The sequence below is a fragment of the Salinihabitans flavidus genome (genome assembly GCF_900110425.1).
Taxonomy (GTDB): domain Bacteria; phylum Pseudomonadota; class Alphaproteobacteria; order Rhodobacterales; family Rhodobacteraceae; genus Salinihabitans; species Salinihabitans flavidus.
In genome coordinates this window covers 80034-105450 of record NZ_FODS01000013.1, presented here as the reverse complement: position 1 = coordinate 105450, position 25417 = coordinate 80034, and the positions used below count along the sequence as shown (strand labels likewise).

Here is a 25417-nt window from a genome sequence, read left to right as displayed (position 1 = left end):
GATCGCGCCGATCGCCATGGAAGACGGGCTGCGCTTTGCCATCCGCGAAGGCGGCCGCACCGTCGGCTCCGGCGTCGTGTCCAAAATCCTTGAGTGATCACGGGACCATAGAGATGCAAAGACCGCCCTTCGGGGCGGTCTTTTTCGTTCGGCCCGCGCGCGCGGTCGCAGAAATTGCGGGAATTGCGCGAAAGAACCTTGCACTGGATCGGCAGGTGCCCTAATCCGGCACCCGGTCATAGGGGTATAGCTCAGTTGGTAGAGCGACGGTCTCCAAAACCGTAGGTCCCGGGTTCGAGTCCTGGTGCCCCTGCCACTCCTTGCGACATTGCGCCCGCTGCGGGGTGTTGGCGCGGCGGTCCGCGTCAGTCCGAGCCGCGCACCAGATCGGTGGGCCGGACAATCCGTTTTTGCACCACGAAGGCCAGAATGGCCACGGCAAGCCCCACGGCATCGGTCACGAAGCCGCCGGCGATCATCGCCAGAGCGCCCGCGATCAGCACCACGCGCAGCCATGCCGCCACCGGCCCGAAGAACCAGCCCTGCACCCCGGAGGCGAGCAGGAAAATCCCCGCCGCCGCCGAGACGAAGACATGCGCGATCTCGAACCATGTCCCCTGCATCAGCATGGCCGAGGAATAGAAGAACATGAACGGCACCACGAAGGCCGCGATCCCGATCTTGAACGACGCGATGGAGGTTTCCATCGGGTTGGCCCCGGAAATCCCCGCCGCCGCATAGCTGGCCAGCGCCACGGGCGGCGTGATGGCCGAGACCACCGCGAAATAGAACACGAAGAAATGCGCCGTGAGCTGCGGGATGCCGAGGTTCACGAGACCCGGCGCCACCACGGAGGCGGCCACCGCATAGGCGGCGGTGGTGGGCATGCCCATGCCCAGCATGATGGCGATGCACATGGCGAAGAAGAGCGCGAGAAGCTGGCTGAACCCGGCGAGCCCGAGCAGCAGGCTTGAAAAGCGCGCGCCCACCCCGGTCAGGGAGATGACGCCGACGATGATGCCCGCGCAGGCGCAGACCGCGATGATCTGGATCGACATGATACCGGCGGTTTCGAACGCCTTGCCGATGCTGAAAAGGCCCATGCGATAGGGCGTGAGCCAGGACACCACGGCGGCGGAGGCCGTCGCCAGCGTGCCGGCCCGGATCACCGAATAGCCCATGAAAAGCGCGGCGATCAGGATGATGATCGGCAGGAACAGGAAGACCTTGCGCATGAGATCACCCAGCTTGGGCAACTGGTCGCTGCGCATGCCGCGCATTCCCAGCTTGGCCGCCTCGAAATCGACCATGAAGAAGATGGAGAGAAAATAGAGGATCGCGGGGATGATGGCGGCCAGCGAGATCTCGACATAGGGAATGCCGGTGATCTCGGCCATGATGAAGGCGCCGGCCCCCATGATCGGCGGCATGATCTGCCCGCCGGTGGAGGCCGCGGCCTCGATCGCGCCGGAGGTTCTGCGGTTGTAGCCCACGCGCTTCATCAGCGGGATCGTGAGCGAGCCTGTCGCCACCACGTTGCCCGCCGATGTGCCGTTGATCATGCCCATCAGGCCGCTGGCGAAGATGGAGACCTTGGCAGGGCCGCCCCGCGATCGGCCCGCCGTGGCAAAGGCAAAATTGACGAAATACTCCCCCACGCGCGAGGATTGCAGGAAGGCCGCGAAGATGATGAACAGGATGATATAGGTCGAGGAGACCGCCGTTGTCGGGCCGAGGATGCCCGCGTCGGTGTAGACCTGGCTGAAGAACCGTTGCCAGCTTATGCGAGGCGAGTTCAGGAAGCCGGGCAGGTAGTGCCCGACAAAGACGTAGATCAGGAACACCACCGAGATGATCACCAGCGCCAGACCCGCCACGCGGCGGGTCAGTTCCATGATCAGAAGGCTGCCGGCGATCGCGGCCAGCGACATGCCGATGGGGGCGAACGGCGTGCCGGTGGAGTTGCGCATCAACGTGCCGAAAATGGTGATCAGGTAGGTCGCCACCGCCACGGCACAGACCAGCAGCACCAGATCCGGGGCCGAGAACCCGTGGCGCTGACGCTTGTGGAACCATGAGGCGACGATGCCGCCAACCGTGGCCACCAGAAGCGGCACGCCGAACCACCACGTCTCGTTGAACCGGATGCGCGCATCCATGCCGTTCCACATCACGCCGCTGGCAATCTCCATCTGGAAGGAGATCGCCGCCGCGAGGGACACGATGGCGGGCATCATCAGGATATAGGCGATATAGCGCAGAGTGTGCGTTTCATCGCGGGCGCTTTCGGCAAAGCTGCGCGCGCCGTAAAGCGTGAAGCCGAGCGCAAGCGCCCCGGCGATATGAACGATGCGGAAATTCCATGTCTCGAGCGGGAAGGACGGCAGAAAGCCGATATCGACAACCCCGCCGGTCATGTTCGAGATCGACAGACCGTTCAGGGCGGCCATGTGAAACATTGCGTAGAGCATCGCGGCCACGGCCACGACATTTGCGCCGGACCCTTCGAACAGGCGGCGGTTAGCCTCTATCGGGTCCACGTCCACATCCACGTTTTCCACGACAAGGGGCGCGTCGTTGCCGGTATCGGTGTCCTCGGTTTGCGTGCTCATGGCGAATGTCCCTTACCTGCGATTCGATGTCGCTTGCCGCCTGCGGAGGACCGCGCCCCGGCGAGGGGGGCGCGGCTCTTGATCAGACCCGTTTCAGGGTCGCCCGGCCGATCAGTTGCCGTGGATCATGTCGTCGGGGATGCTGGCGCCGTTCTCGTTGAACCACCGGGCCGCGCCGGGGTGCCACATCAGAACCTTGTTCTTGTCCCAGTTGTCGGGCGTGGTGGAGCGGGCCGCGCGGTGAATGGCCACCATCCGGTCATTGTCCGACATCACCACATTCGTGGCCTCGTAGACGAAGCTTTCCGGCAGATCGCAATTGGCGATGGCGAAGTTCCACATCGACACGGCGCGCGCCGGCTCGTCCAGCGAGGTGTAGGTGTCGGCCGGGATCGTGAATTCGGAGACGGGGAACGCCTCCAGGATCTGGGCCTGTTCCTCCTCGGTGAACTCGATGATGTTCACGTCGGTCTGCACCTCAAGCTGGCTGACGGCGGGAATCGGGATGCCCGCGGCAAAAGCGATCACGTCGAGCAGGCCATCCTGCAACTGCCCGCCAAGGTCGGTCCAGCCGCCATTGCGGCGATCGAAGTTGACGCCAAGCTCTTCCAGCATCCGCGGGAAGTAGGTGTCCGAAGTGGAGCCCGCCGGGCCGAAGCCGATCTTGGCCCCGTCGGGGATGTCGGAAATCGATTCGATCCCCGAGGAGCTGAGCGCGGTGACCGAGAAGGGCGTCTGGTACATCGGGAACATGGCGCAGGCCATATCCATTTCCAGACCCGGCGCGATCGGGTTCGTGCCGCCCAGCGATTCCGCCGCCGGACCCATCGTCGTCATGCCGAAGGCGGCCTCTCCGGTGTGGACAAGGGCCATGTTCTGCATCGGCCCGCCTGTCACTTCGCCGCCGCCGGACATGCCCAGCTCATCCGCGACAAGGTTGGCCCAGCCAGAGCCATAGGCGAAATAGGTGCCGCCCTGGCTCGCGGTGCCGACGGTGAAGCTCGAGGGCCAGTCGGAGCGATCTTGCGCCTGCGCGGCGACGGTGCTGCCGATCAGCATGGCAGCGATGCCAGCGATTCTGGATAGTGTCATTGTTTCCTCCTCCAGGTTTTGCGGCCGTCACTCTGTGCGACCGCCTTCGAAACTAGGGCTTTCGGGCGATCAAGGGAAGGATGAAACAGAAGGCGATGCTGTCTCGCCGGTCTATGGGGTGTGGGCCCCGGCCTTTTGCGGGTTGCTGTGGTTATGGCACGAAGCTGGTTTCGCTCTTGTAGCAGCGCAGCGAGAAGACCGAGCGGGAATGGCGGATTCCGGCGATGGAGTAGAGCTTGTCCTTGAGGAACTGCTCATACCCGCGCGTGCCGCTGACCGCGACCTTGATGAACACGTCGAACTCCCCAGAGGTGATATGCGCCTCCAGCACTTCGGGGAATTGCGCGAGGCGTCTGCACACATCCTCGAGCTGATAGCCTTCGTTGCGTTCCAGCGAAATCTCCACCAGCGCGGTTTCCGGCGCGCCCAGGGCGTCGTGATTGATGCGGGCAGTGTAGCCCTGAATCAGGCCCGATTTCTCAAGCTTGCGCACGCGCTGCCAGCATTGGCTGGCCGACAGGCCCACGCGTTCGGCAAGCTGTGCGTTGGGCTGGCGTCCGTCGCGGTGCAGTTCCCTGAGGATGCGGCGGTCGATTTCGGGAATGTTCGTCATTGGGTGTCCTGTGGCGAATTATCTTTCGAAAGATCCCGCAAGTTCCGAACGATCTCAAGAAATTTTGAACAGATCGCTGAATTTCAAAAGAACATTTTGCCGGTGTTCCCGTATCATCGACCCGAAGGCAGGCCGGAGCGGGCCCTGCCGGAAGGGGAGCAGCGGCATGAGTGAGAAGCAGCAAGACGGCCCGAGGTTGACGTTTCCGCATCCGCCCGCGCGCCCCGGTGAGCGCGCGGATTTCTCAAGCCTCGACATACCGGAGGCGGGCGCGCTCGACGTGCCGCCGCCAGAGATCGATTCCATCGCCTCGCGCCCCTATGCGAACGGAATGATCCGGGTGCTGAACGATGCGGGCGAGGCGGTCGGCCCCTGGGCCGATTATGTGGGGCAGGTGAGCGACGAGGCGTTGCTCGACGGGATGCGCGACATGATGAGAACGCGCGCCATCGACACGCGGATGCTCAATGCGCAGCGGCAGGGCAAGACATCCTTCTACCTGCAATGCACCGGCGAAGAGGCCATCGGCGTCGGGTTCCAGCGGCAGCTTCAGGCGGGAGATATGAATTTTCCCACCTATCGGCAGCAATCGCTTCTGGTGGCGGCGGGCTATCCGCTCGAAGCCCTGATGGGGCAGATCTATTCGAACGATTTCGATCCGTTGCAGGGGCGGCAGTTGCCGATCATGCACTCGGCGCGCGATTATGGGTATTTCTCGGTTTCGGGCAATCTGGGCACGCAGTATGTGCAGGCGGTCGGCTGGGCGATGGCCAACGCGCTGACGCGCAACGGACAGATCGCGGCCGGCTGGATCGGGGACGGGGCGACGGCCTCAAACGATTATCACAGCGGGTTGCTCACGGCTTCGACCTACCGGCCGCCGGTGATCCTCAATATCGTGAACAACCAATGGGCCATTTCCACCTATACCGGCGAGGCGCTTGGCGGGGCGCGGACCTATGCGTCGCGGGCGCGTGGCTATGGTATCCCGGCGCTGCGGGTGGACGGGAACGACTACCTCGCGGTGCTGGGCGTGGCGAAATGGGCCGTGGCGCGGGTGCGCGCGGGGCATGGGCCGGTGGCGATCGAGTGGTTCACCTATCGCGTGGCGGCGCATTCCACCTCTGACGATCCGAGCGCCTATCGCCCCAAGGACGAGGCCCGGTCGTGGCCGCTTGGCGATCCCATCGAGCGGCTGAAGACCCATCTGATCGCGCGCGGCGCATGGTCGGAGGAGCGCCACGCGCAGACGGAGGCGCAGATCACCGACGAGGTGCGCACGGTGCAGAAGGAGGTCGAGAGCCACGGCACGCTGGTCGATCCGCAACCGATGTCGTCGGCCTCGATCCTGAAGGGGGTTTATGCCGAGATGCCGCCGCATCTGATCCGGCAGCGGCAGGACATGGGGGTCTGAGCATGACGGCGATGACGATGATCGAGGCCCTGCGCAGCGCGATGGACGTGATGCTCGCACGTGATGAGCGGGTGGTGATCTTTGGCGAGGATGTCGGCTATTTCGGCGGGGTGTTCCGCTGCACGCAGGGGTTGCAGAAGAAATACGGCGAAGAGCGGGTGTTCGACACGCCGATCAACGAAAGCGCCATCGCGGGCATGGCGATCGGCATGGCGGCGCAGGGGATGCGGCCCTGCGCGGAAATCCAGTTCGCCGATTACATGTATCCCGCCTATGACCAGATCACGCAGGAGGCGGCGCGCATCCGCCACCGCTCCAATGGTGATTTCACCTGTCCGTTGACGATCCGGATGCCGACGGGCGGCGGCATCTATGGCGGGCAAACCCACAGCCAGAGTCCCGAGGCGCTGTTCACCCATGTTGCCGGGCTCAAGGTGGTGCAGCCCTCCACGCCTTATGACGCCAAGGGGCTCTTGATCGCGTCGATCGAAGACCCCGATCCAGTGATTTTCCTCGAGCCCAAGCGGCTTTATAACGGGCCGTTCGACGGCGATCACACCGCGACATCGCAGGGCTGGGCGCAGCATCCGGCGGGCGATGTGCCCGAGGAGTATTACCGCATCGATCTTGGCAAGGCGTCGGTGCGCCGCGAGGGGGCGGCGCTGACGATCCTGGCCTATGGCACGATGGTCTTCGTGGCCGAGCGCGCGGTGCGCGACACCGGGGTGGATGCCGAGATCATCGACCTGCGCACGCTTCTGCCGCTCGATCTGGAGACGATCCGCGCGAGCGTGGAGAAGACCGGGCGCTGTCTGGTGCTGCATGAGGCGACGCGCACGTCGGGCTTTGGCGGCGAACTGATCGCGGAGGTGCAGGAGGCCTGTTTCTGGCACCTTGAGGCGCCCATCGTGCGGGTGACGGGCTGGGACGCGCCCTATCCGCATGCGCAGGAATGGGACTACTTTCCGGGGCCGAAGCGCGCGGCGCGCGGGATCGCCCGGGTGATGGAGGCGTGACATGCAGACCGTGAGCGTGAAGCTGTCCGATGTGGGCGAGGGCGTGACCGAGGCGGAGCTTGTCGAATGGCACGTCAAGCCCGGCGACATGGTGCGCGAGGACGACGTGCTTGCCGCGGTGATGACCGACAAGGCCACGGTGGAAATCCCGTCGCTTTGCGATGGCAAGGTGGTCTGGACCGGCGGCGAGATTGGCGAGCGGATCGCTGTCGGCTCCGAGCTGGTGCGGATCGAGACCGATCAGGAGGTGGACCCCGAGGCGCAGGAGCCGCCCGCGCCCGAAGAATCGCCGACCGCGACGCGGGAGCCTGAGACGGAGCCGGAGGAGATGGAGGCGCGTCCCGCTCCCGACACCCCGACACGGCCCGCCGCCCCGCGCCCCGCGCAGGTGGGCGCGCCGCGTCCCGAGGGCGTCAGGCCGCTGGCCGCGCCGGCGGTGCGGGCGCGCGCGCGGGAGGCGGGGATCGACCTGCGGCAGGTGGCCGGGACCGGCCCGGCGGGGCGGATCACCCATGACGATCTTGATGCGGTGTTCGCCGTGCCCACCGGCGGGCGGGCGCCCAGGGCACGGCGCTCGGGCGCGCAGGAGGTGAAGGTGATCGGCCTGCGCCGCCGGATCGCGGACCGCATGGCGCTGGCCAATCAGCGCATCGCCCATATCACCGTGGTCGAGGAGGTCGATGTCACCGCGCTGGAGGAGCTTCGGGCGCAGATGAACGACACGCGCGGCGACAAGCCGAAGCTGACGATCCTGCCGTTCATCGTCGCGGCGCTGGCGCGCGCGGTGGAGGATCACCCCGAGATGAACGCGCATTTCGACGACGAGGCCGGGGTGATCACGCGGCACAACGCGCTTCATGCCGGGATCGCCACGCAGACAGACGGCGGGCTGATGGTGCCGGTGCTGCACCACGCGGAGGCGATGGGGATTTATGAGACGGCGGCGGAGATCGCGCGGCTGTCGCAGGCGGCGCGCGACGGCAAGGCGACGCGTGATGACCTGACGGGATCGACGATCACCGTCACCTCTCTGGGGCCGCTGGGGGCGATTGCCACAACGCCGATCATCAATCATCCCGAGGTGGCCATTCTGGGCGTGAACAAGATCGCCACACGCCCGCATTGGGACGGCAACGGGTTCGTGCCGCGCCGGATGATGAACCTTTCGGCCAGCTTCGACCACCGGGTGATCGACGGCTGGAACGCGGCGGTGTTCGTGCAGCGGATGCGGGCGCTGTTGCAAACCCCGGCGCTGATATTCATGGAGGACTGAGGCCATGCGCGATCTGACGTGTCAGGTGCTGATCATCGGGGCGGGGCCGGGCGGCTATGTCTGCGCGATCCGCGCGGGGCAGCTTGGCCTCGATACCGTGGTGGTGGAGAAGGAGGCGCCGGGGGGCACCTGTCTCAACGTGGGCTGCATCCCGTCCAAGGCGCTGATCCATACCGCCGACGAGTTTTTCCGGATGGCGGGCGCGGCGGAGGGGCCGCTTGGCATTTCCTCCAGCGACGTGACGCTCGATCTGGGAAAGACGCAGGAGTGGAAGGACGGCGTGGTGCAGCGCCTGACCGGCGGGGTGGCCGGGTTGATGAAGGCGGCAGGCGTGCGTCATGTCGCCGGGCGCGCCCGCGTCGAGGACGGCAAGACCGTGGTTGTCGAGGGCGAGGACGGCCCGCTGCGCATCCGCTGCGAGAGCCTTGTCATCGCCACGGGCGCGGCGCCGGTGGAGGTGCCCGCGCTGCCCTTTGGCGGGCAGGTGATCACATCGACCGAGGCGCTGGAGCTACGCGAGGTGCCAGAGCGGCTTGCCATGGTGGGGGGCGGCTACATCGGGCTGGAGATTGGCACGGCGTTTGCGAAGATGGGCAGCAAGGTCGCGGTGGTGGAAGCCGAAAAACGTATCCTGCCGCAATATGACGCCGCGCTGACGAAACCCGTTGCCGCGCGGCTGGAGGCGCTTGGCGTGGAATTGCATCTGGAGGCGACGGCCACCGGGCTGAGCGAGGCGGGCGCGCTCATGGTGGAGACGGCGGGCAACGTCACCGAATTGCCTGCCGACAAGGTGCTGGTGACGGTGGGGCGGCGGCCGGTGCTGGACGGGTTCGGGCTGGGCGATCTGGGGCTGTCGCGCGACGGGCCGTTCCTGCGCATCGACGAGGTGTGCGCCACATCGATGCGCGGCGTTTATGCCATCGGCGACGTGACCGGCGCGCCGATGCTGGCCCATCGGGCCATCGCGCAGGGCAAGCTGGTGGCCGAACATCTTGCGGGCCATTCGGTGGGCTGGGACAAGCGCGCGGTCGCGGCGGTCTGCTTCACCGATCCCGAAGTGGTCGTCGTCGGCGCTCTGCCCGGAGAGGTCGAGGGCGCGGAGGTTAGCCAGTTCCCGTTTCAGGCGAATGGCCGGGCCCTGACGATGGAGCGGACGGACGGGTTCGTGCGGGTGGTTCATGCTCCCGACACGGGGCTTGTCCTTGGTCTTCAGGCGGTGGGCGCAGGGGTGTCGGAACTGGCGGGCGAATTCGCGCTGGCGCTTGAGATGGCGGCGACGCTCACCGACATCGCAGAGACCATTCACGCCCATCCGACATTGGGCGAAACCGTGCAGGAGGCCGCAATGGGCGGGCTGGGCGCGGCGCTGCACATCTGAGAAGGAGCAAGGGTATGGCAGTCGGAAAAGGCAGGGTGCTGACGTGGTTCGACGGCGCGTGGCAGGACGGCAATCAGCCGATCATCCGGGCCGCCGACCATGTGGCCTGGCTTGGCAGCCAGGTGTTCGACGGGGCGCGCATGTTCGAGGGCGTGATGCCCGATCTCGACCTGCATTGCGCCCGTCTCATCCGGTCCGCGGAGGCGCTTGGCATGGTGCCGAACACGACCGGGCCGGCCCTGACCGACATCGTGCGGGAGGGGGCGGCGCGCTTTTCGCCGAACGCGGAGCTTTATATCAGGCCGATGATGTGGGCCTGCGACAGCGCGGGCGGGGTGATCGACCTCGACCCCGAGTCCACCGCCTTCGCTGTCTGCATCGAGGAGATGGCGATGCCGCCGATCGAGGGGTTCTCGCTCACCGTGTCGCCCTATTGCCGGCCGCGGCAGGACATGGCGCTGACCGAGGCGAAAGCCGGCTCTCTTTATCCCAACAACGCCCGGATCATGGCCCATGCGCGCAAGCGCGGGTTCTCCAACGCGCTGTCGCTCGACATCGACGGGAACGTGGCGGAGACGGCCTCCACCAACGTGTTCATGGTGCGCGGCGGGGTCGTCTTCACGCCGGAGCCGACGGGCTGTTTTCTCAACGGGCTGACGCGGCAGCGGGTGATCGGCCTTCTGCGCGAGGATGGGGTGGAGGTGGTCGAAACCACGCTTCGCGTGGAGGATTTCCACGCGGCGGAAGAGATTTTCGCCACCGGCAACATCGCCAAGGTCATGCCGGTGTCGCGGTTCGAGACGCGCGATCTGGGCATCGGGCCGGTGACGCGGCGGGCGCGTGCGCTGTATTGGGATTTCGCGTGGTCCTGCGCCCATCGGCACGAGGCGGCCTGAAGCCGCGCATATCGGCACAAGACCGCCGGAAAGGGCTGGCGGAGCGGTGCGGGATGGGGTAACTGCGCGTCTGCTCATTGAGAATTCGCCGAGGCGATGCTACATTGAGTCCATGCCCGGCACCGGGGCTTTGCGGTGCGCGGAAAGGAGGGCAGATCTCTGTCTTTACATACTGACGTGGCACATGCTGCTGACGATACCCGGCGAGAGCCAGCCGGGGCGGATACGACAAGCGAGAAGCTGTTGGACCGCATCCTTTCTTCCCTGACAGAAGACAAGGCCGAGGACATCGTGCAGATCGACCTGCGCGGCAAATCGGCCATGGCGGATTACATGGTGATCTGCTCGGGCCGGTCCTCGCGGCAGGTCACGTCCATGTCGGAGAAGCTGGTGGATCGGCTCAAGCAGGAGTTCGGCCGGGCGAGCAAGGTCGAGGGCAAGCAGACCGGCGATTGGGTGCTGATCGACACGGGCGATGTGATCGTCCACGTCTTCCGGCCCGAAGTGCGCGAGTTCTACCAGCTTGAGAAGATGTGGATGCCGGCGGGCATGGCCTGAGCCGGCGGCATTTGCGGCGCGGAGAGAGCGGATGTCTCTGAAGGTGCATGTCTGCGCCGTGGGCCGGATGCGGTCTGGCCCCGAAAAAGACCTTTTTGATGAATACCTTACACGGTTCGACAAGACCGGGCGGGCGCTTGGCCTCGGCCCGGCGCGCCTGCATGAGGTCGAGGACCGCAAGGGCGGCGGCATGTCGGCGGAGGCCGCGCTCTTGCAGGGCGCGATCCCCGGCGGCGCTGTGGTTTGCGCGCTCGATGAGCGGGGGCGAGTCATGTCCTCGCCCGAGTTCGCGCAGATGCTGGCGCGCTGGCGCGATGAGGGGCGCGGCGACGTGGCCTTTGTCATCGGCGGGGCGGACGGCCTTGCGCCGGAGCTGCGCGAGGGGGCCGACGCGGCGCTGTCGCTGGGCAGGATGGTCTGGCCGCATATGCTCGCCCGCGTGATGCTCAGCGAACAACTCTACCGCGCCGCCTCGATCCTGGCGGGAAGCCCCTATCACCGCCTGTAGGGGCGACTCACCCCAAGTCCTTGTTAACGCGGCAAATCCCCATGCGGTAAAACGTCGGTATTTTGTCGGTATCGCGTCGGTGCCGGTGGCCCCGGATCCGCCCAGTTAACAGGGCGATCTTAGGGAAATCGTCACACAGGTTGAGATCGGGTGAATAGCGGGACAAAGCTCTTGGCCGTCGCGCGCAGTCAGCGCGGATTGCGCGCCGTCACCTTCCACGAGCCGGAGGACATGACGATGCCTTCGGGCCTTTCGAAAGGGGCGAGTTCGCGCTTCAGGGCGGCGACGATGTCTTCATGGCGCTGCTCAGCAATTGTGCCCGCCTCGCGATAGATCTCGCCCGCCGGTCCGATTGCGAGTTGAAAGTCCACGGCATCGTCGAGCGATTTGCCCATCACCACCGGCGCGTCCACGCGCTCGAACGCGATCGCCTCGAAGCCGGCCGCTTCGAGTTGCCGCCTGACCACGGACTGGTCCGCCATCGAGAACGGGCCGGGGCCGCAGGTGTCGGCGTCGTCCTCGGGCGCGGGAAGGAACCGCAGGATCACCTGTTTCGGCAGGTTCATGCACGGGTTGTCCTCCAGCGCGCGCCACACGATCATTGTCATTGTGCCGCCCGGCTTGAGTGCCGCGCGCATGTTGCGCAATCCGGCGACAGGGTTCTCGAAGAATTGTGTCCCGAAGCGCGAAAAGCAGGCATCGTGGACCGGCTCGAACCGATGCGTCAGCACGTCCGCCTCCACAAAGGTCAGGTTGGAGATTCCGGCGGCCGCAGCCTCGCGCCGGCCAAAGTCGAGAAAGGCGTCGCAGCAGTCGATGCCGAGAACGGCGCCGGACCAGCCGACCCGACGGGCCAGTTCGATTGCCGTGTCCCCGAACCCGCAGCCGATGTCGACGACCCTGTCGCCTTCCTCAAGGCCGAGAGTCGGCAGCACCTGATCGCTGTGGTTCGATGTCCCCTCGGCGAGAATGTGCCGGAAGCGAATGAACTTGGGAACGAGCACCCGGTTCCAGAAATCGACGTATTCGCTGGCCTCTTGCATCGTTGCTGTTGTCATGTCTGTGGTCTCCCTTGAACATCGGGGGCGCGGATCATTGCGCCGGCGGCTCCGGTATCACGGCGTTGACGAGGGTGCGCTGCACGATCCAGTCGCCATCCACCTTTTCGAGGATCGCTAGGTGATAACCTTCAAGCGGTTCGCCTTGCGGGTTCGTGATCGTGTAGCGGGCGATATCCCACGCCGTGTCGCCAATGACTTCGATTTCGATCGTCTCGACGGTCATGTCGCTGAAACCGGCCTCGAAGTTCTGCCTGTAGCGTTCCTCCACCGCGGCGCGGCCTTCGAAGATTTTCCCGAGCGGCCCGTAGTAGACGACCTCTTCGTCGAACAGTTCGGACAGGGCAACGGCATCCTCCTCGTTGAAGCGCGCCTCGTACTGCTGCAGCCTGTCGTCGATGGCTTGCCGCTCGTCGGGATTGGCGAGAGCCGCGCCGGATTGCGTCAGTGCCACCGCGAGCGCAGGGCCCGCCGCGATCAGGGTCATGCTTGCCAAGTGTTTCATCGTTGTCTCCCGTGTTTCGTTGCTCCGGGAAGTCTGGCGGTTGAGGGCGATCAGGATAAGTGCGAGACTCGGCACCATCGGTCCATTTCCGTCGTGGAGGACAAGAATGACCGAAAATCTGCCCCTGCATGTGAGCCTGGTTGCCGTTCCGGGAACCCTGGCGATGCCGATTGCCGGCCTTTACGAGGTGCTCACGGCCTTTCCGATCGTGGCGCAGTTTCATGAAGGCGTGCCTGCGTCCCCGCCCTTCGCGGTCGACATCGTCGGGACAGCGCGGTCGACCGTGGCCGCGGGAAGCGGCCTGCCGATCACGATCCAGCGCGCGGTGGACGAGGTCGAGCAAACCGGCATCGTCATAGTGCCGATGATGGCCGTTGACGAAGGCTGGACAACCGGATGCCACCCAGATCTCGTGGCGTGGATGCAAAGGATGCACGCGCAGGGGGCGATGCTGTGCTCGGCCTGCACCGGGCTTGGGCTGCTGGCGGAAACCGGGCTTCTCGATGGCCGGCAGGCGACGACCCATTGGGCCTTCGGACCCGGTTTCCGGCAGGCGTTCCCCAACGTCGAGTTGCGCGTTGACGAGGTGCTCGTCACCGCCGGCGCGCGCGAGGAATTCGCCATGTCGGGCGGGGCGGCCTCTTGGCAGGATCTCGTTCTCTACCTGATCGGCCGTTTCGTCAGCCCCGTCGCCGCGCAGGCGGTCGCGAAGTTCGAGCTGCTCGAGCGGCACGCCGAGGGTCAGGCCCCCTACCTGCCGTTCCTGCCACAGACCCAGCACGGCGATGGCATGGTGCGCGGGATGCAGGACTGGCTGGAGACGAATTTCTCGGTGGCCAGCCCGGTCGCGGAGATGACAGGCAGATCGGGTCTTTCACCGCGCGCCTTCGAGAGGCGGTTCAAGCGCGCGACGGGGCTTTCCCCCATCGGCTACGTCCAACAGGTGCGTATCGACGCGGCGAAGCGCAGGCTGGAGCAGACCGACCTGCCCATAGACCAGATCAGCTGGGACGTCGGCTACGAGGACGCTGCGGCCTTCCGGCGCCTTTTCAAGCGCATCGCCCGCGTGTCCCCCGGCAGCTACCGCCGCAAGTTCGCGACAGACAGGCCCGCATAGTCGTTCAGAAATGGCGCGTCTTGTTCGCTGAAGAATCGTCAGGCCGCAATCTTCGCGGTGACGGAGCCAATGATCAGACTTTCCCTAGACGGCATTCAACGCCTTGGTAGCAAGAGAGGTCTCACTATTCGACACTGACTGATTTTTGCCATCCGCTTTGGCATGGTACAAGGATCGATCGGCAATCTCTAACGCGGCTTCCAATCTCTGAGGCTCTTGACTCCAGCATACGCCAATACTCACAGTCAAACTCAGATCGAAATTGAACTCATTCATTCCAAACTTGGCTATGGAGTCCTGGATTCGATCGATTATCGTTTTCACATCGCTGACAGCTATATCAGGCAGGCACAGGATAAACTCGTCCCCCCCGAAACGGGCGGACAGATCGCCGTCACGAATACTGTGCTGAAGGATTTGGGAAACGCCAACCAAAACCCTGTCACCAACAATATGCCCGTAGGTGTCGTTGACGTCTTTGAAGCGGTCCAGGTCAACGATAATGAGGGCTATGCCCGAAGATGTCCGGGACAAGATGGACGTCTCGTACTTCTTCTCAAAAGCTCGACGATTCATCGCGCCAGTCAATGGGTCAAATGACGCTTGATCGAGCAATTCCCTCTCTCGTTCTTTCTGGTGGTGGTGACGTTCGAGCAAGCCCCCCAGAATCATTGCACCTACGATATTTGTCATAACCAGAATCGGAACTGCTGTCGTAAAAATGTCCTGCCAATGATCACGAGGCAGCAGGAAGGTGGAGATGTAGGATAGGCTGATGGTCAAGCCCAGAATGACGAAGTGCACTTGACGCTTGCGCTCTATATTCCGCGTATAATGCCTCCAGACGAGCCCTGCACATCCGGCGACAAAAAGTGAAAAAATGCAAACGTAAGCCGATGGGGCAGCCTCATAGTATCGGGTGGTGGCCGCCATGAAAAATGTGATTATGCCAGCCAACGGGCCAAAAATCGCAGCGGCAACACCAACAAAAAGGTTGCGTGGATCGTTCTGAACCCCGCTCGCGTGCATGATCGGTTGAAGGGAAACAAGCACAGCACCTGCACCGAGGATGATGCCAAAGAATATTTGTTGAACGATACTTTGGGAAATCAATTTGAACGCGCCATAGGAGGCCACCGCGATCAACGCCATCAATCCGGCCAGGTTCATTATCGATATGAGATAGTGAGTTGTCACCGCAGTGTATTTCGAACAAAATGAATTGCTGCGGTTTTGAACTTTGTTGAGATTTGGCGTTTCAGGTATTTATAGACCGACATGACAGGGTCTTTCATCTACGTCTATTTTTTGTTCTTTTGTGCCTGAGAGAATCCACGGAGCTGGATTTCAAACGATCCCGGCTGCTCAGCCTAGTCATGTTTCACGACTGGTGGGAACTGACCAGATGGACGGGTTCGCGACTGCGGCAACCTGACCGGATGGACGGGTTGCGACTGCTGTCCGCGGGCGATTTCACCTCCGCGAAGACCGTCACGCGGCTGAAAACAGGCCGCTCCCGCAGGGGCAGGCAGGCCCCTTCATCCGGGGGGCCATGGGCGCACCGGATCAGGACGCGGGCGAGCGTTCTGTGCTCGCCCGCCAATCGACTTACTTGACCTTCGTCGCACCTATCGAGACCGGCTTCGCGGCGCCGGTATTGGCTGTCGCCAAAGTCTTGGATTTCTCCTGCTTCGGCTTCTTGATTTCCTTGTTTCCGCGCTTGTTGTTGCCTTTTCCCATCACGACCTCACATGTTGAATAACCGGCCCGGCGACACGCCGGGCGGGGCGATCTCAGGAAAATCACGGTTGCCTGATCAGCGTCAGGGCGATGATTTAGATGAGTTGCGTACGTTCTCTGATCGAGGACCGACGCCATTATAAAATATGCTCTGTTCGCGGTCTTGCAAGGCTCTGAATGGGTTTGTCACGATCTGATGCCCTTCAAGGGCGTGCTTGGGCCTTCTTCCGCTCGACGTGACCTGCCATTGAGCGTTCATCCTGAGGCGGGGTTTCCCCTGGACCGGGCTGGTGTATGCCAGTCGCCTCCCGATGCTTGGAACGCCGCTTTGGCCCGGACGTCCCCGATATGGACCTTCGCGCGAAGCGGCGCTATGGCGGGGGGATGCCGAGATTTGCGCTCAGGGTGGAATATGATGGCGGCCCCTTTGCCGGATGGCAGAGGCAGGCCGATCAGCCTTCGATTCAGGGGGCGATAGAGGCGGCGCTGGCGCGGCTGGAGCCGGGGCCGCATGCCATTGCCGCCGCCGGGCGGACCGATGCGGGCGTGCATGGGCTGGCGCAGGTGGCGCATTGCGATCTGCAAAAGGACTGGGAGCCGTTTCGCCTGTCAGAGGCGCTCAACCATCATCTCAAGCCCGCGCCGGTGGCGATTGTGGGGGCCGCGCGGGTGGCGGAGGACTGGCACGCGCGGTTCACGGCCGTCGAGCGGCGGTATCTTTACCGTATCCTGCTGCGGCGCGCGCCGGCGACGCATCTGCGCGGGCTGGTCTGGCGGGTCGGGCGCGATCTGGATGTGGGCGCGATGCAGGCGGGGGCCGATCACCTTGTCGGGCATCATGATTTCACCACCTTTCGCTCGTCGATCTGTCAGGCGGCCAGCCCGGTCAAGACGCTGGACGCGCTGCGGGTGGAGCTTGTGGAGGATCTCTGGGGGCCCGAGGTCCGGTTTCATGTGCGCGCGCGGTCTTTCCTGCACAATCAGGTGCGCAGTTTCGTCGGCACGCTGGAGCGGGTGGGCGCGGGGCGCTGGCGGCCCGAGGATGTGGGCGTGGCGCTTGCGGCGCGCGACCGCGCCGCCTGCGGGCCAGTGGCGCCGCCGCAGGGGCTTTACCTCGCCGGGGTGGTCTATCCCGACGATCCGTTCGGTGCCGGGCAATCGCGGTAGCGTCAGCCGGTTTCGTCCTGGAGATGCGCCTTCATGTCGAGCAGCACCTGTTGCAGCGCGACCGCCTCTTGCAACAGGCGTTTGCTTTCGTTGTTGGTGATGATCCCGTTCTCGGTTGCCTGGTTGTATTCGGCCATCAGGATGGCAAACCTCTGCGCCAGCTTGATCACATCGGCGTTGAGGCGACCGGGGGCGACATTGTGATTCAGCTTGTCATACGACAGCGTGATGGCGTTCAATTCGGCCAGCGCGGCGGTGACATGGGGATATTTCGCCTGCTTTTCGAGGGTGGCGACGGTGTCCACCGGAATGAAGCGTTCGGAATGGTCGGGCATGGTGGAATAGTAGCGTCCCAACGTGGCCTTGGATTTGCCGGTAATGGCGCAGGCGGTTTCGATGCCGATATCCTTGACCAGAGCTTCGGTGTGTTTCTTCAGGTAGCTGCCGATGCTGTCCATGTTGACCTGTCTCCGGAATGTTCCCCCCTTCCGAGCGTCGAAGGGGAAATTGCCGGCTCATTTCCCATGAAAGGGTCGCGCGGGAGGTGGTAATTGTAAAGGGTTGTCTGGCGGCCATCAGCCCGGCGGGCGTGGCGCGGCGGCGCGGCGCAGACGGTCGTTGATGGCGCGGCCCAGACCTCTGTCGGGGATGGGTGAGACGGCGATGGCGCGCGCGCCTTGCGCGTCGAGCGCGTGCAGGTGGTGGAACAGGTTGGCCGCCGCCTCCACCAGATCGCCCGCGCGGCTGAGGTTGAGGGCGCAGTCCACCAGGCCGAAGCCAAGCAGCACCTCGCCCTCACGCGCGGCGCCAGCGTTCAGGCGCAGCGGCGCGTCGGGAGCGTAGTGCGAGCTCATCTGTCCCGGCGCGGTGAGCGGATCGCCGGTGTGGCGGTCGGCCAGCGGTTGCCCCAACGCGGCCTCCAGCGCCTCTTGCGGCAGACCGCCCGGGCGCAGCAGAACGGGGGTCTCGCCATCCAGCCCGACGATGGTGCTTTCCAGTCCCACATCGCAGGGGCCGCCGTCGAGGATCGCCTCGATCCGGCCATCCAGCCCGGCCTTCACATGCGCGGCGGTGGTCGGGCTGATCCGGCCCGAGGGGTTGGCCGAGGGCGCGGCGAGCGGGCCGCCGAATTCCGTCAGAAGCGCGCGGGCGACCGGGTGGGCGGGCACGCGCACCGCCAGTGTCGGCAGCCCGGCGGTGACAAGCGGCGACAGCCCGGCCCCGGCCTTCAGCGGCAGTACGAGCGTCAGCGGGCCGGGCCAGAAGGCACGGGCCAGAGCATCGGCGCGGTGCGGCCACTCCACGTAATCGCGCGCGGCGTCCGGATCCGGCAGGTGCACGATCAGCGGGTTAAAGCGCGGGCGGCCCTTGGCCTCGAAGATCCGGGCGACGGCGGTATCATTGCGCGCGTCCCCGGCCAGACCGTAGACCGTTTCCGTCGGCATGGCGACAAGACCGCCCGCGCGCAGGATCGCGGCGGCGCGCGCATGGCCTGCGCTGTCGGGGCGGAGCGTTTCGGTTTGCATGGATGGCGCGGGCCTTCGGTGACGCTGCGTTTTGCTTTGACCGGGCGGCGCGGGGCCTTACCCTGTGGTGTGAAACTGCATACAAGTGCGGGTCGTCAAAGCCAAGCCGGATTGGAGCAAACCATGCCCTATCGCGCCCCTGTCGCGGATTACACCTTTCTGTTCGATCATGTCGTGGGCCTTGGTCAGGTCATCGGAACCGAGACCTTCGCCGAGGCCGACCGCGACACGGTGGATGCCATCCTGTCGGAAGCGGGCCGCATGTGCGAAGAGGTCATGTATCCGGTCTGGCGCAATGGCGATCTGCATCCTGCGGTGCTTGAGAACGGTGTCGTGCGCACCTCGCCCGGCTTTGCCGAAGCCTATGGCAAGATCGCCGAGGGCGGCTGGATCTCCACCAGCGCGGGGGCGGAGCATGGCGGCATGGGTCTGCCGCTGACCGTGACCACCGCCGTGAACGAGATGATGGCGCAATCGTGCCTGTCGCTGCAACTCAACCCGCTGATGACTCAGGGCCAGATCGAGGCGCTGGAGGCGCACGCGAGCGACGAGCTCAAGGCGCTTTACCTGCCCAAGCTGATTTCCGGCGAATGGTCGGGCACGATGAACCTGACAGAGCCGCAGGCCGGCTCGGACGTGGGCGCGCTTCGCACGAGGGCGGAGCCGAACGGTGACGGCACCCATGCGATCACCGGGCAGAAGATCTATATCTCGTGGGGGGACAATGATTTCACCGGCAATGTCTGCCACCTGGTGCTGGCGCGGCTGCCGGACGCGGTGCCCGGCAGCAAGGGGATCAGCCTGTTCATGGTGCCCAAGTACATCCCCGACGAAAGCGGCAATCCCGGCAAGGCCAATACGCTCAAGGTGGTGAGCCTTGAGCACAAGATGGGCCTGCACGGATCGCCCACCGCGGTGATGCAGTACGATGGCGCGACCGGCTGGCTTGTCGGAGAGCCGCACGACGGGCTGAAGGCGATGTTCACCATGATGAACAACGCGCGCCTTGGCGTCGGCGGACAGGGGATCGGCGTGGCCGAGGCGGCCTATCAGCACGCGCTGGCCTATGCGCAGGATCGCAAGCAGGGCCGCAGCCCCATCGAGGGTGGCACCGGAATGATCGTCGATCATGCCGATGTGCGGCGGATGCTTCTGACGATGAAGGCGGATGTCTTTGCCGCGCGGGCGATCGCTCTGTCGTGCGCGGTGGCGATCGACATGGGCCACGCCACCGGCGAGGCGGACTGGACGGCGCGCGCCGCCTTCCTGACGCCGATTGCCAAGGCCTTCGGAACCGACACGGGCATCCGCGTGTCCGAGATCGGCGTGCAGGTGCATGGCGGCATGGGCTATATAGAGGAAACCGGCGCGGCGCAGTTTTCCCGCGATGTGCGCGTGACCGCGATCTACGAGGGCACCAACGGCATTCAGGCGATGGACCTCGTGGCGCGCAAGATGATGGACGGCGGCGAGGCGGCTTTTGCCCTGCTGGACGAGATCGAGGGGTTCGCCGAATCGGTGCGCGGCAAGCTGCCGGATCTGGCAGAGCCGGTGTGGCAGGCGGCCGAGACCCTGCGCGAGGCGACCGAATGGCTGATCGAGCAGGACGATTTCAATGACCGTTTCGCCGGGGCGGTGCCCTATCTGACCGCCTTCGCGCGGGTTCTGGGCGGGCATTACCACTTGCAGGCGGCGATGGCGGCGGGTTACGACAGCCCGCGCGCCCGACTGGCGCGGTTCTACATCACCCGTCTGCTGCCCGAACATGCCGGACTTCTGGCCCATGTGCGTCAGGGGGCGGAGGGGCTTTATGCCCTCAGCGCAGAGGATCTTGCCGCATTATGACTACCGCCGCCGCCCCCGCCATCCGCTATCCATGGGACACACCGCCGGAGCCGGGCACCGCCCGCGAGGTGGCCGAGGGGGTGCTTTGGATTCGCCTGCCACTGCCTTTCGCGCTCGACCACGTCAATATCTATGCCTTCGACGAGGGTGACGGCTGGACCATCATCGACACCGGGATCGGAACGGACGAGAGCCGCGCGATCTGGACCGCGCTGCTACAAGAGGGCGCGCTCAAGGGCAAACCGGTCACGCGCGTGATCCTGACCCATCACCATCCCGATCATGTCGGCCTTGCCGGGTGGTTCCAGAGCGAGCATGGCGCGGAGCTTTGGGCGACGCGGACAAGCTGGCTTTTCGCGCGGATGCTGCAACTTGACGTGCATGCGGTGCCCAAGCAGGAAACGCTTGATTTCTGGCGCAGCGCCGGGATGGACGAAGAGCTGTTTCACAAGCGGGCCAGCGAGCGGCCCTTCAACTTTGCCGATGTGGTGGCGCCGATGCCGCTTGGCTTTCGCCGGATTCAGCAGGATGACGTGATCACCATCGGCGGGCGCGACTGGGATGTTCATATCGGTCACGGCCACGCGCCAGAGCAGGCCACATTCTGGAGCCGGGATGACAACCTCGTGCTGTCGGGCGATCAGATCCTGCCGTCGATCAGCTCCAACATCGGGGTCTATGCGACAGAGCCCCACGCCGACCCGCTGGGCGAGTGGCTTGAAAGCTGCGAACGGCTGTCGCGGCTGGCCCGCCCCGATCAGATCGCGCTTGGCGGGCACAAGGTGCCCTTTACCGGCCTTCCGCTACGAATGCGGCAGTTGATCGAAAACCACGAGGGTGCGCTGTCGCGGCTTCGGGCGTTTCTGACCGAGGAGCGCACCGCCGCGGAGTGTTTCGTGCCGGTCTTCAAGCGCGAGATCCGGGGCGAGGCCTATGGCCTTGCGCTGGTGGAGGCGATTGCCCATCTCAACCACCTGTTGCATCAGGGCGACGTGCGCCGCCGCCGCCGGGACGATGGCGCCTGGCTCTGGCAAATGGTCTGAGGGTTGCGTGCCTCGGGGTTCGATCACATATTTGCGGCAGGGTGCCCATGCGCGATTGACCTCGTGACAGAGCTGCGCGAATACAGTAACCAACTGCCCAAACGCATACGAGAGGAACCGTGAACATGGCCGAGCAAGAGCACAAGCATGGCGAAATGAATACCGAGGTTCAGGAGCAGACCTTCGCCGGCTTCGTCAGGTGGATGATGTGGGCCGCGGGCGGGGTGATCGCCATCCTGATCTTCCTGGCGATTTTCAACAGTTGATTGCCTTGCATAGCGCGGGCAGGGCCTGACCATGTATATCATGCTTCGCATCCTTTCGCTGCTGGCCGCGCTTGTTTCGGTGACAGCCTGCACCACCCCCAACAAGGGCGGCGCCTCCCCCGAAGAGGTGTCCAGGGCCATTTTCCGGCATGACGGGCCGCCCAAGCTCACGCTTTACACGATGCTCAACAACGATACCGGAGCGGGCGCGCACAGCTCCATCCTGATCAACGGATCGCAGCGCGTCGCCTTCGATCCCGCGGGATCGTTCCGTAAGGAGGGGATCGTATCGCATGACGATGTCGTCTACGGCATGACCCCTTACATGGTTGACGTCTACACCCGCTTTCACGCGCGCAAGACCTATCACGTCGTGGTGCAGGAGCTGGAAGTCAGCCCACAGGTGGCAGAGATGGCGTTGCAGAAGGCGCTTGCCTATGGCCCGGTGAGCCAGGCGCAATGCGCCTATGCCACCTCCGACCTGCTGTCGCAACTTCCCGGTTTCGGCGACATCGGGCGCACTTATTTTCCCAAGCGCCTGATCGACGATTTCGCCGCCAAGGGGGCCACCATACAGCGGCTTTACGAATACGACGACGACGACAAGACGAAAGTTCTGCGCAATTTCGTGCCAGAGGATTACGCGGCGATGAAACGCGCTGGTGGCTGAGCAGACGACGGTTTCAGAACAGGAATATCCCAGCGTAGAGCGTGGCCGCCCCGCAGAAGATCGACAAGAGCACGTTTTTCGTGGTGATCCCGACCGCCAGCGTGACGAGCGCGGCGGTCAGACGCGGTATATCGGTGCTGCCGCCCGTGGCGGCCGGCCAGATTACCAGCGGGGCCACCAGCCCGGGCAGGACCGCCACCGCCGTATAGCGCAGATGCCGCAGCACCCAGCGTGGCAGGGGCCGGTCCCCGATCACCCCCAGAAAGAAAAAGCGCAACGCGAAACTGCCCAGTCCAAGCCCGATGATCACGATCCAGAGTGTGCCGGTGTCGATGGTCATACCTTCATCCCCCGCCGTTCCATCCAGAGCTCGGCCTGCGCGCCGGTGATCATTCCGCCGATCCCGGCGACAAGAAGCCCCGAGTTGTACGGGAGCCCGGCAAGAACAAGCGCCAGCGTCACCGACATGAGCGCGGCGGCGACATGGGCCCCCGTGCGCAGCATCGGCGCGGTCAGCGCGATGAAGGTGATCGGCACTGCGAAATCGAGTGCCATCTCCGGCGGGATCTTCTGCCCCACCAGCGCCCCGATCAGGGTGAAGAGATACCAGTTCGGGCAGATCGGCGTGACCACTCCGAAGAAATAGGCCATCTTCTCGCGCAGGCTCATGTCGCGGTCGCGTTCGTATTTCACGATCCCCATGGCATAGCTCTGATCGACGAGGAAATAGGCCGCGAAGGCCCGCTGCCACAAGGGCGCGGCGCCCAGATGCGGCACGAGAGAGGCCGAATACATCGCCATGCGCAGGTTCACCGCCAGCGCCGAGGCCAGAACGATCACCGTGGGCGCATTCTCCGTCAGAAGCTGCAATGCGGTGAACTGCGATGCCCCGGCAATCACCAGAACCGAAAACGCCATTGTTTCCAGAAGGTTGAGGCCCGCCTCCGTCGCCACCACGCCGAACAGAAGCGCAAAGGGCGCGACCACCAGAACAAAGGGCGCGCCGTCGCGCACGCCCTGCCAATAGGCCGAATTGGTGGTGGAGGATGCCATGTAAAGCCTCTAGAGTCGGAGCCGGAAAATCCCTACCCGCCAAAACGGAGAGATGCAATTGACCCGCAGCAGTGACGTCGCGCAGCACTATGTGATTGCCCCCGATCCGCAGGCGGAGCGTCTGACCCGCGCCGTCACCGGCACCGATCAGCAGGGCGAGGCCGTGGAGATCCGCGTGGTGGAGGAACGCCCCCTGACCATCTTTCTCAACGCGCGGGAAATCGTCACCGCGATGACCATCGGCGACTATCCCGATTACCTCGCGCTGGGGTTCCTGCGCAATCAGGGGATGCTGCGCGACAGCGACACGGTCACCGGCGTGGATTACGACGAGGATCTGGAGACCGTGGTGGTGCGCACCGCGGAGCAGACCAGCCACGAGGACAAGCTCGCCAAGAAGACCCGCACCAGCGGCTGCGCGGTGGGCACGGTCTTTGGCGACATGATGGAGGGGCTGGAGGATCTGACGCTTCCGCCGGCGCAGGTGAAAACCTCCGATCTTTATGCGCTGGCCCACACGATCAACCGCACGCCCTCGCTTTACCTCGAGGCGGGGGCGATCCACGGCACGGTGCTGTGCCGGGAGGGGCGCCCGCTTGTCTACATGGAGGACGTGGGCCGGCACAACGCGGTGGACAAGATCGCCGGCTGGATGTTCTCCGAAGGGATCGGCGCGGCGGACAAGATCCTTTACACCACCGGGCGGTTGACGTCGGAGATGGTGATCAAGACCGCGCTCATGGGCATCCCGGTGCTTGCCTCGCGCTCCGGCTTCACCGCGTGGGGGGTGGAGATCGCGCAGCAGGTCGGGCTGACGCTGATCGGGCGGATGCGCGGGCAACGCTTCGTCTGCCTGTCGGGCGAAGAGCGTCTTGTGCGCGACGCGGACCCCTCCGCCGTGCCCGACGAGGCGCGCAAGCACAGCCGCAAGGGGGCGCGGACTTGAAACAGCCACTGGGCGTGATCCTCGCGGGTGGGCTGGCCACGCGCATGGGCGGCGGCGACAAGGGGCGGCTCGATCTTGGCGGGCGGTCGATCCTTGAACATGTCATCGACCGGCTGGCGCCGCAGGTGGCGGGGCTCGCGCTCAACGCCAATGGCGATGCGGGTCGGTTCGACGATCTTGGCCTGCCGGTGCTGCCCGACAGTATCGAGGGCTTTGCCGGACCGCTGGCGGGGGTTCTGGCCGGGCTCGACTGGGCCGCCGGGCAGGGGGGCGAGGCGATCGTGACCGCCGCCGCCGACACGCCGTTTTTCCCCTGCGATCTGGTGCCGCGCCTGCTTCTGGCGGCCGAAGGGTGCGCGCATCCGCTGGCGCTTGCGGCGACGGAGGATGAGACCGGCCGGATCTGGCATCAGCCGACCTTCGGGCTCTGGCCGGTCGCGCTGCGCGACGATCTGCGCGCGGCGCTTCGGGGCGGGCTGCGCAAGGTGGTGATCTGGACGCAGGCGCATGACGCGGGCACGGCGGTGTTCGATACCGGCGCGGGCGATCCGTTCTTCAACGTGAACACGCCCGACGACCTGGATCAGGCGCGGCGCTTGATGGGGAAGGGCCGGGAATGAGGATCTACGGGGTCACCGGCTGGAAGAACGCCGGCAAGACCGGGTTGATGGAGCGGCTGGTGACAGAGATCACCGGGCGCGGGTTTTCCGTCTCCACCGTGAAACACGCCCATCACAGCTTCGACGTGGATCAACCCGGCAAGGACAGCCACCGCCACAGAAGCGCCGGCGCGCGCGAGGTGCTTTTGGCCTCGGGGCGGCGGTGGGCGCTCATGCATGAGCTTGACGGCGAGCAGGAACCGCCGCTTTCGGAGCTTCTGGCGCGGCTCGCGCCGGTCGATCTGGTGCTGGTGGAGGGCTACAAGCGCGACAGTCACCCCAAGGTGGAGGCGCACCGCGCCGAGACCGGAAACCCGCTCATCGCGCCGGACGAGCCGACAGTGCGCGCCGTGGCCTCGGATGTGCCGCTGACGCTTGACCGGCCTGTGTTCGATCTGGACGATACCCGTGCGATTGCCGACTTCATCCTGCGGGAGGTGGGGTTGTGATACCGTTCAACAC

At 64.8% G+C, this 25417-nt stretch carries 28 protein-coding genes and 1 tRNA gene; 19 read left to right on the top strand and 10 right to left on the bottom strand.

Annotation, left to right across the window (positions count from 1 at the left end; translation table 11 throughout):
• Both BMW66_RS20760 and BMW66_RS11790 read left to right on the top strand, forming a co-directional pair.
• On the top strand, nt 1-97 hold a 97-nt coding region (locus BMW66_RS20760; RefSeq protein ID WP_139196161.1), incomplete at its 5' end, for an EF-Tu C-terminal domain-related protein.
• A gap of 143 nt (nt 98-240) precedes the next feature.
• Nucleotides 241-316, top strand: a tRNA-Trp gene (locus tag BMW66_RS11790).
• Nucleotides 317-365: 49 nt separating this feature from the next.
• Here BMW66_RS11790 and BMW66_RS11785 read toward each other — a convergent pair.
• The 3 genes from BMW66_RS11785 to BMW66_RS11775 all read right to left on the bottom strand — a co-directional run bounded on the left by BMW66_RS11785 (nt 366) and on the right by BMW66_RS11775 (nt 4317).
• Complete coding sequence (locus tag BMW66_RS11785; protein ID WP_093118710.1) at nt 366-2612, bottom strand: TRAP transporter permease; 2247 nt, start codon at nt 2610-2612, stop codon at nt 366-368.
• Nucleotides 2613-2723: 111 nt separating this feature from the next.
• Nucleotides 2724-3704, bottom strand: a complete 981-nt coding sequence (locus tag BMW66_RS11780; protein WP_093118708.1) for a TAXI family TRAP transporter solute-binding subunit — start codon at nt 3702-3704, stop codon at nt 2724-2726.
• Between the two features lie 151 nt (nt 3705-3855).
• Nucleotides 3856-4317: an Lrp/AsnC family transcriptional regulator gene (locus BMW66_RS11775; protein WP_093118706.1), complete on the bottom strand. Its 462-nt coding sequence runs from the start codon at nt 4315-4317 to the stop codon at nt 3856-3858.
• A 166-nt stretch (nt 4318-4483) separates the two neighbouring features.
• Between BMW66_RS11775 and BMW66_RS11770 the strand changes: the two genes are divergently transcribed.
• The 7 genes from BMW66_RS11770 to rlmH all read left to right on the top strand — a co-directional run bounded on the left by BMW66_RS11770 (nt 4484) and on the right by rlmH (nt 11360).
• Nucleotides 4484-5731: a thiamine pyrophosphate-dependent enzyme gene (locus tag BMW66_RS11770; RefSeq protein WP_093118704.1), complete on the top strand. Its 1248-nt coding sequence runs from the start codon at nt 4484-4486 to the stop codon at nt 5729-5731.
• A 2-nt stretch (nt 5732-5733) separates the two neighbouring features.
• Nucleotides 5734-6747, top strand: coding sequence for an alpha-ketoacid dehydrogenase subunit beta (locus BMW66_RS11765; protein WP_093118702.1), 1014 nt, complete (start codon nt 5734-5736; stop codon nt 6745-6747).
• A gap of 1 nt (nt 6748) precedes the next feature.
• Nucleotides 6749-8020 (top strand): dihydrolipoamide acetyltransferase family protein, encoded by a 1272-nt coding sequence (locus BMW66_RS11760; protein WP_093118700.1) that lies wholly within the window; start codon nt 6749-6751, stop codon nt 8018-8020.
• A gap of 4 nt (nt 8021-8024) precedes the next feature.
• Nucleotides 8025-9398: a dihydrolipoyl dehydrogenase gene (gene lpdA, locus BMW66_RS11755; protein ID WP_093118698.1), complete on the top strand. Its 1374-nt coding sequence runs from the start codon at nt 8025-8027 to the stop codon at nt 9396-9398.
• Between the two features lie 14 nt (nt 9399-9412).
• Nucleotides 9413-10294: a branched-chain amino acid aminotransferase gene (locus BMW66_RS11750; RefSeq protein ID WP_093118696.1), complete on the top strand. Its 882-nt coding sequence runs from the start codon at nt 9413-9415 to the stop codon at nt 10292-10294.
• A 177-nt stretch (nt 10295-10471) separates the two neighbouring features.
• On the top strand, nt 10472-10852 hold the full coding sequence (gene rsfS, locus BMW66_RS11745) for a ribosome silencing factor (protein WP_245729462.1): 381 nt from the start codon (nt 10472-10474) through the stop codon (nt 10850-10852).
• Nucleotides 10853-10889: 37 nt separating this feature from the next.
• Entirely contained in the window at nt 10890-11360 is a 471-nt protein-coding gene (gene rlmH, locus BMW66_RS11740; RefSeq protein ID WP_093118734.1) for a 23S rRNA (pseudouridine(1915)-N(3))-methyltransferase RlmH, read from the top strand.
• Between the two features lie 188 nt (nt 11361-11548).
• On the opposite strand, the gene BMW66_RS11735 is transcribed toward rlmH, so the two are convergent.
• Both BMW66_RS11735 and BMW66_RS11730 read right to left on the bottom strand, forming a co-directional pair.
• Nucleotides 11549-12418: a class I SAM-dependent methyltransferase gene (locus BMW66_RS11735; RefSeq protein WP_093118692.1), complete on the bottom strand. Its 870-nt coding sequence runs from the start codon at nt 12416-12418 to the stop codon at nt 11549-11551.
• Between the two features lie 34 nt (nt 12419-12452).
• Complete coding sequence (locus BMW66_RS11730) at nt 12453-12923, bottom strand: nuclear transport factor 2 family protein (protein ID WP_175483226.1); 471 nt, start codon at nt 12921-12923, stop codon at nt 12453-12455.
• 106 nt (nt 12924-13029) lie between these two features.
• Between BMW66_RS11730 and BMW66_RS11725 the strand changes: the two genes are divergently transcribed.
• Nucleotides 13030-14040 carry a GlxA family transcriptional regulator gene (locus BMW66_RS11725; protein ID WP_093118688.1) on the top strand — a complete coding sequence of 337 codons (1011 nt, stop codon included), beginning with the start codon at nt 13030-13032 and terminating at the stop codon, nt 14038-14040.
• Nucleotides 14041-14124: 84 nt separating this feature from the next.
• Here BMW66_RS11725 and BMW66_RS11720 read toward each other — a convergent pair whose 3' ends face one another.
• Nucleotides 14125-15210 (bottom strand): GGDEF domain-containing protein, encoded by a 1086-nt coding sequence (locus tag BMW66_RS11720; protein WP_093118686.1) that lies wholly within the window; start codon nt 15208-15210, stop codon nt 14125-14127.
• Nucleotides 15211-15592: 382 nt separating this feature from the next.
• On the opposite strand from BMW66_RS11720, the gene BMW66_RS20335 reads away from it, so the two are divergent.
• Complete coding sequence (locus BMW66_RS20335) at nt 15593-15802, top strand: hypothetical protein (RefSeq protein WP_175483225.1); 210 nt, start codon at nt 15593-15595, stop codon at nt 15800-15802.
• A gap of 362 nt (nt 15803-16164) precedes the next feature.
• On the top strand, nt 16165-16947 hold the full coding sequence (gene truA, locus BMW66_RS11715) for a tRNA pseudouridine(38-40) synthase TruA (protein WP_093118732.1): 783 nt from the start codon (nt 16165-16167) through the stop codon (nt 16945-16947).
• Nucleotides 16948-16949: 2 nt separating this feature from the next.
• Here truA and BMW66_RS11710 read toward each other — a convergent pair whose 3' ends face one another.
• Nucleotides 16950-17405: a hypothetical protein gene (locus BMW66_RS11710; protein WP_093118684.1), complete on the bottom strand. Its 456-nt coding sequence runs from the start codon at nt 17403-17405 to the stop codon at nt 16950-16952.
• A 117-nt stretch (nt 17406-17522) separates the two neighbouring features.
• Nucleotides 17523-18473, bottom strand: coding sequence for an L-threonylcarbamoyladenylate synthase (locus BMW66_RS11705; RefSeq protein ID WP_093118682.1), 951 nt, complete (start codon nt 18471-18473; stop codon nt 17523-17525).
• A 123-nt stretch (nt 18474-18596) separates the two neighbouring features.
• Between BMW66_RS11705 and BMW66_RS11700 the strand changes: the two genes are divergently transcribed.
• The 4 genes from BMW66_RS11700 to BMW66_RS11685 all read left to right on the top strand — a co-directional run bounded on the left by BMW66_RS11700 (nt 18597) and on the right by BMW66_RS11685 (nt 22297).
• A complete protein-coding gene (locus BMW66_RS11700) occupies nt 18597-20318 on the top strand; it encodes an acyl-CoA dehydrogenase (protein WP_093118680.1) in 1722 nt (573 codons plus the stop codon).
• Nucleotides 20315-21361 carry an MBL fold metallo-hydrolase gene (locus BMW66_RS11695; RefSeq protein ID WP_093118678.1) on the top strand — a complete coding sequence of 349 codons (1047 nt, stop codon included), beginning with the start codon at nt 20315-20317 and terminating at the stop codon, nt 21359-21361. Before BMW66_RS11700 ends, BMW66_RS11695 begins: the two co-directional genes overlap by 4 nt.
• 125 nt (nt 21362-21486) lie before the next feature.
• The gene (locus BMW66_RS11690) at nt 21487-21627 is read left to right on the top strand and encodes an aa3-type cytochrome c oxidase subunit IV (RefSeq protein WP_093118675.1); all 141 of its coding nucleotides are present in this window, start codon (nt 21487-21489) and stop codon (nt 21625-21627) included.
• 40 nt (nt 21628-21667) lie between these two features.
• Complete coding sequence (locus BMW66_RS11685) at nt 21668-22297, top strand: hypothetical protein (protein WP_245729461.1); 630 nt, start codon at nt 21668-21670, stop codon at nt 22295-22297.
• 13 nt (nt 22298-22310) lie between these two features.
• Here BMW66_RS11685 and BMW66_RS11680 read toward each other — a convergent pair whose 3' ends face one another.
• Nucleotides 22311-22637, bottom strand: a complete 327-nt coding sequence (locus BMW66_RS11680; protein WP_093118673.1) for an AzlD domain-containing protein — start codon at nt 22635-22637, stop codon at nt 22311-22313.
• Nucleotides 22634-23350: an AzlC family ABC transporter permease gene (locus BMW66_RS11675; RefSeq protein ID WP_093118671.1), complete on the bottom strand. Its 717-nt coding sequence runs from the start codon at nt 23348-23350 to the stop codon at nt 22634-22636. Before BMW66_RS11675 ends, BMW66_RS11680 begins: the two co-directional genes overlap by 4 nt.
• Nucleotides 23351-23408: 58 nt before the next feature.
• On the opposite strand from BMW66_RS11675, the gene BMW66_RS11670 reads away from it, so the two are divergent.
• From BMW66_RS11670 to mobB, 3 genes are read left to right on the top strand one after another with little or no spacing between them, the layout of a single operon-like run.
• Nucleotides 23409-24296, top strand: coding sequence for a formate dehydrogenase accessory sulfurtransferase FdhD (locus BMW66_RS11670; protein ID WP_425441324.1), 888 nt, complete (start codon nt 23409-23411; stop codon nt 24294-24296).
• Nucleotides 24293-24916: a molybdenum cofactor guanylyltransferase MobA gene (gene mobA, locus BMW66_RS11665; RefSeq protein ID WP_093118666.1), complete on the top strand. Its 624-nt coding sequence runs from the start codon at nt 24293-24295 to the stop codon at nt 24914-24916. Before BMW66_RS11670 ends, mobA begins: the two co-directional genes overlap by 4 nt.
• Nucleotides 24913-25404 carry a molybdopterin-guanine dinucleotide biosynthesis protein B gene (gene mobB, locus BMW66_RS11660; protein WP_093118664.1) on the top strand — a complete coding sequence of 164 codons (492 nt, stop codon included), beginning with the start codon at nt 24913-24915 and terminating at the stop codon, nt 25402-25404. The genes mobA and mobB overlap by 4 nt, the downstream gene beginning before the upstream one ends.
• Nucleotides 25405-25417: the final 13 nt, after the last annotated feature.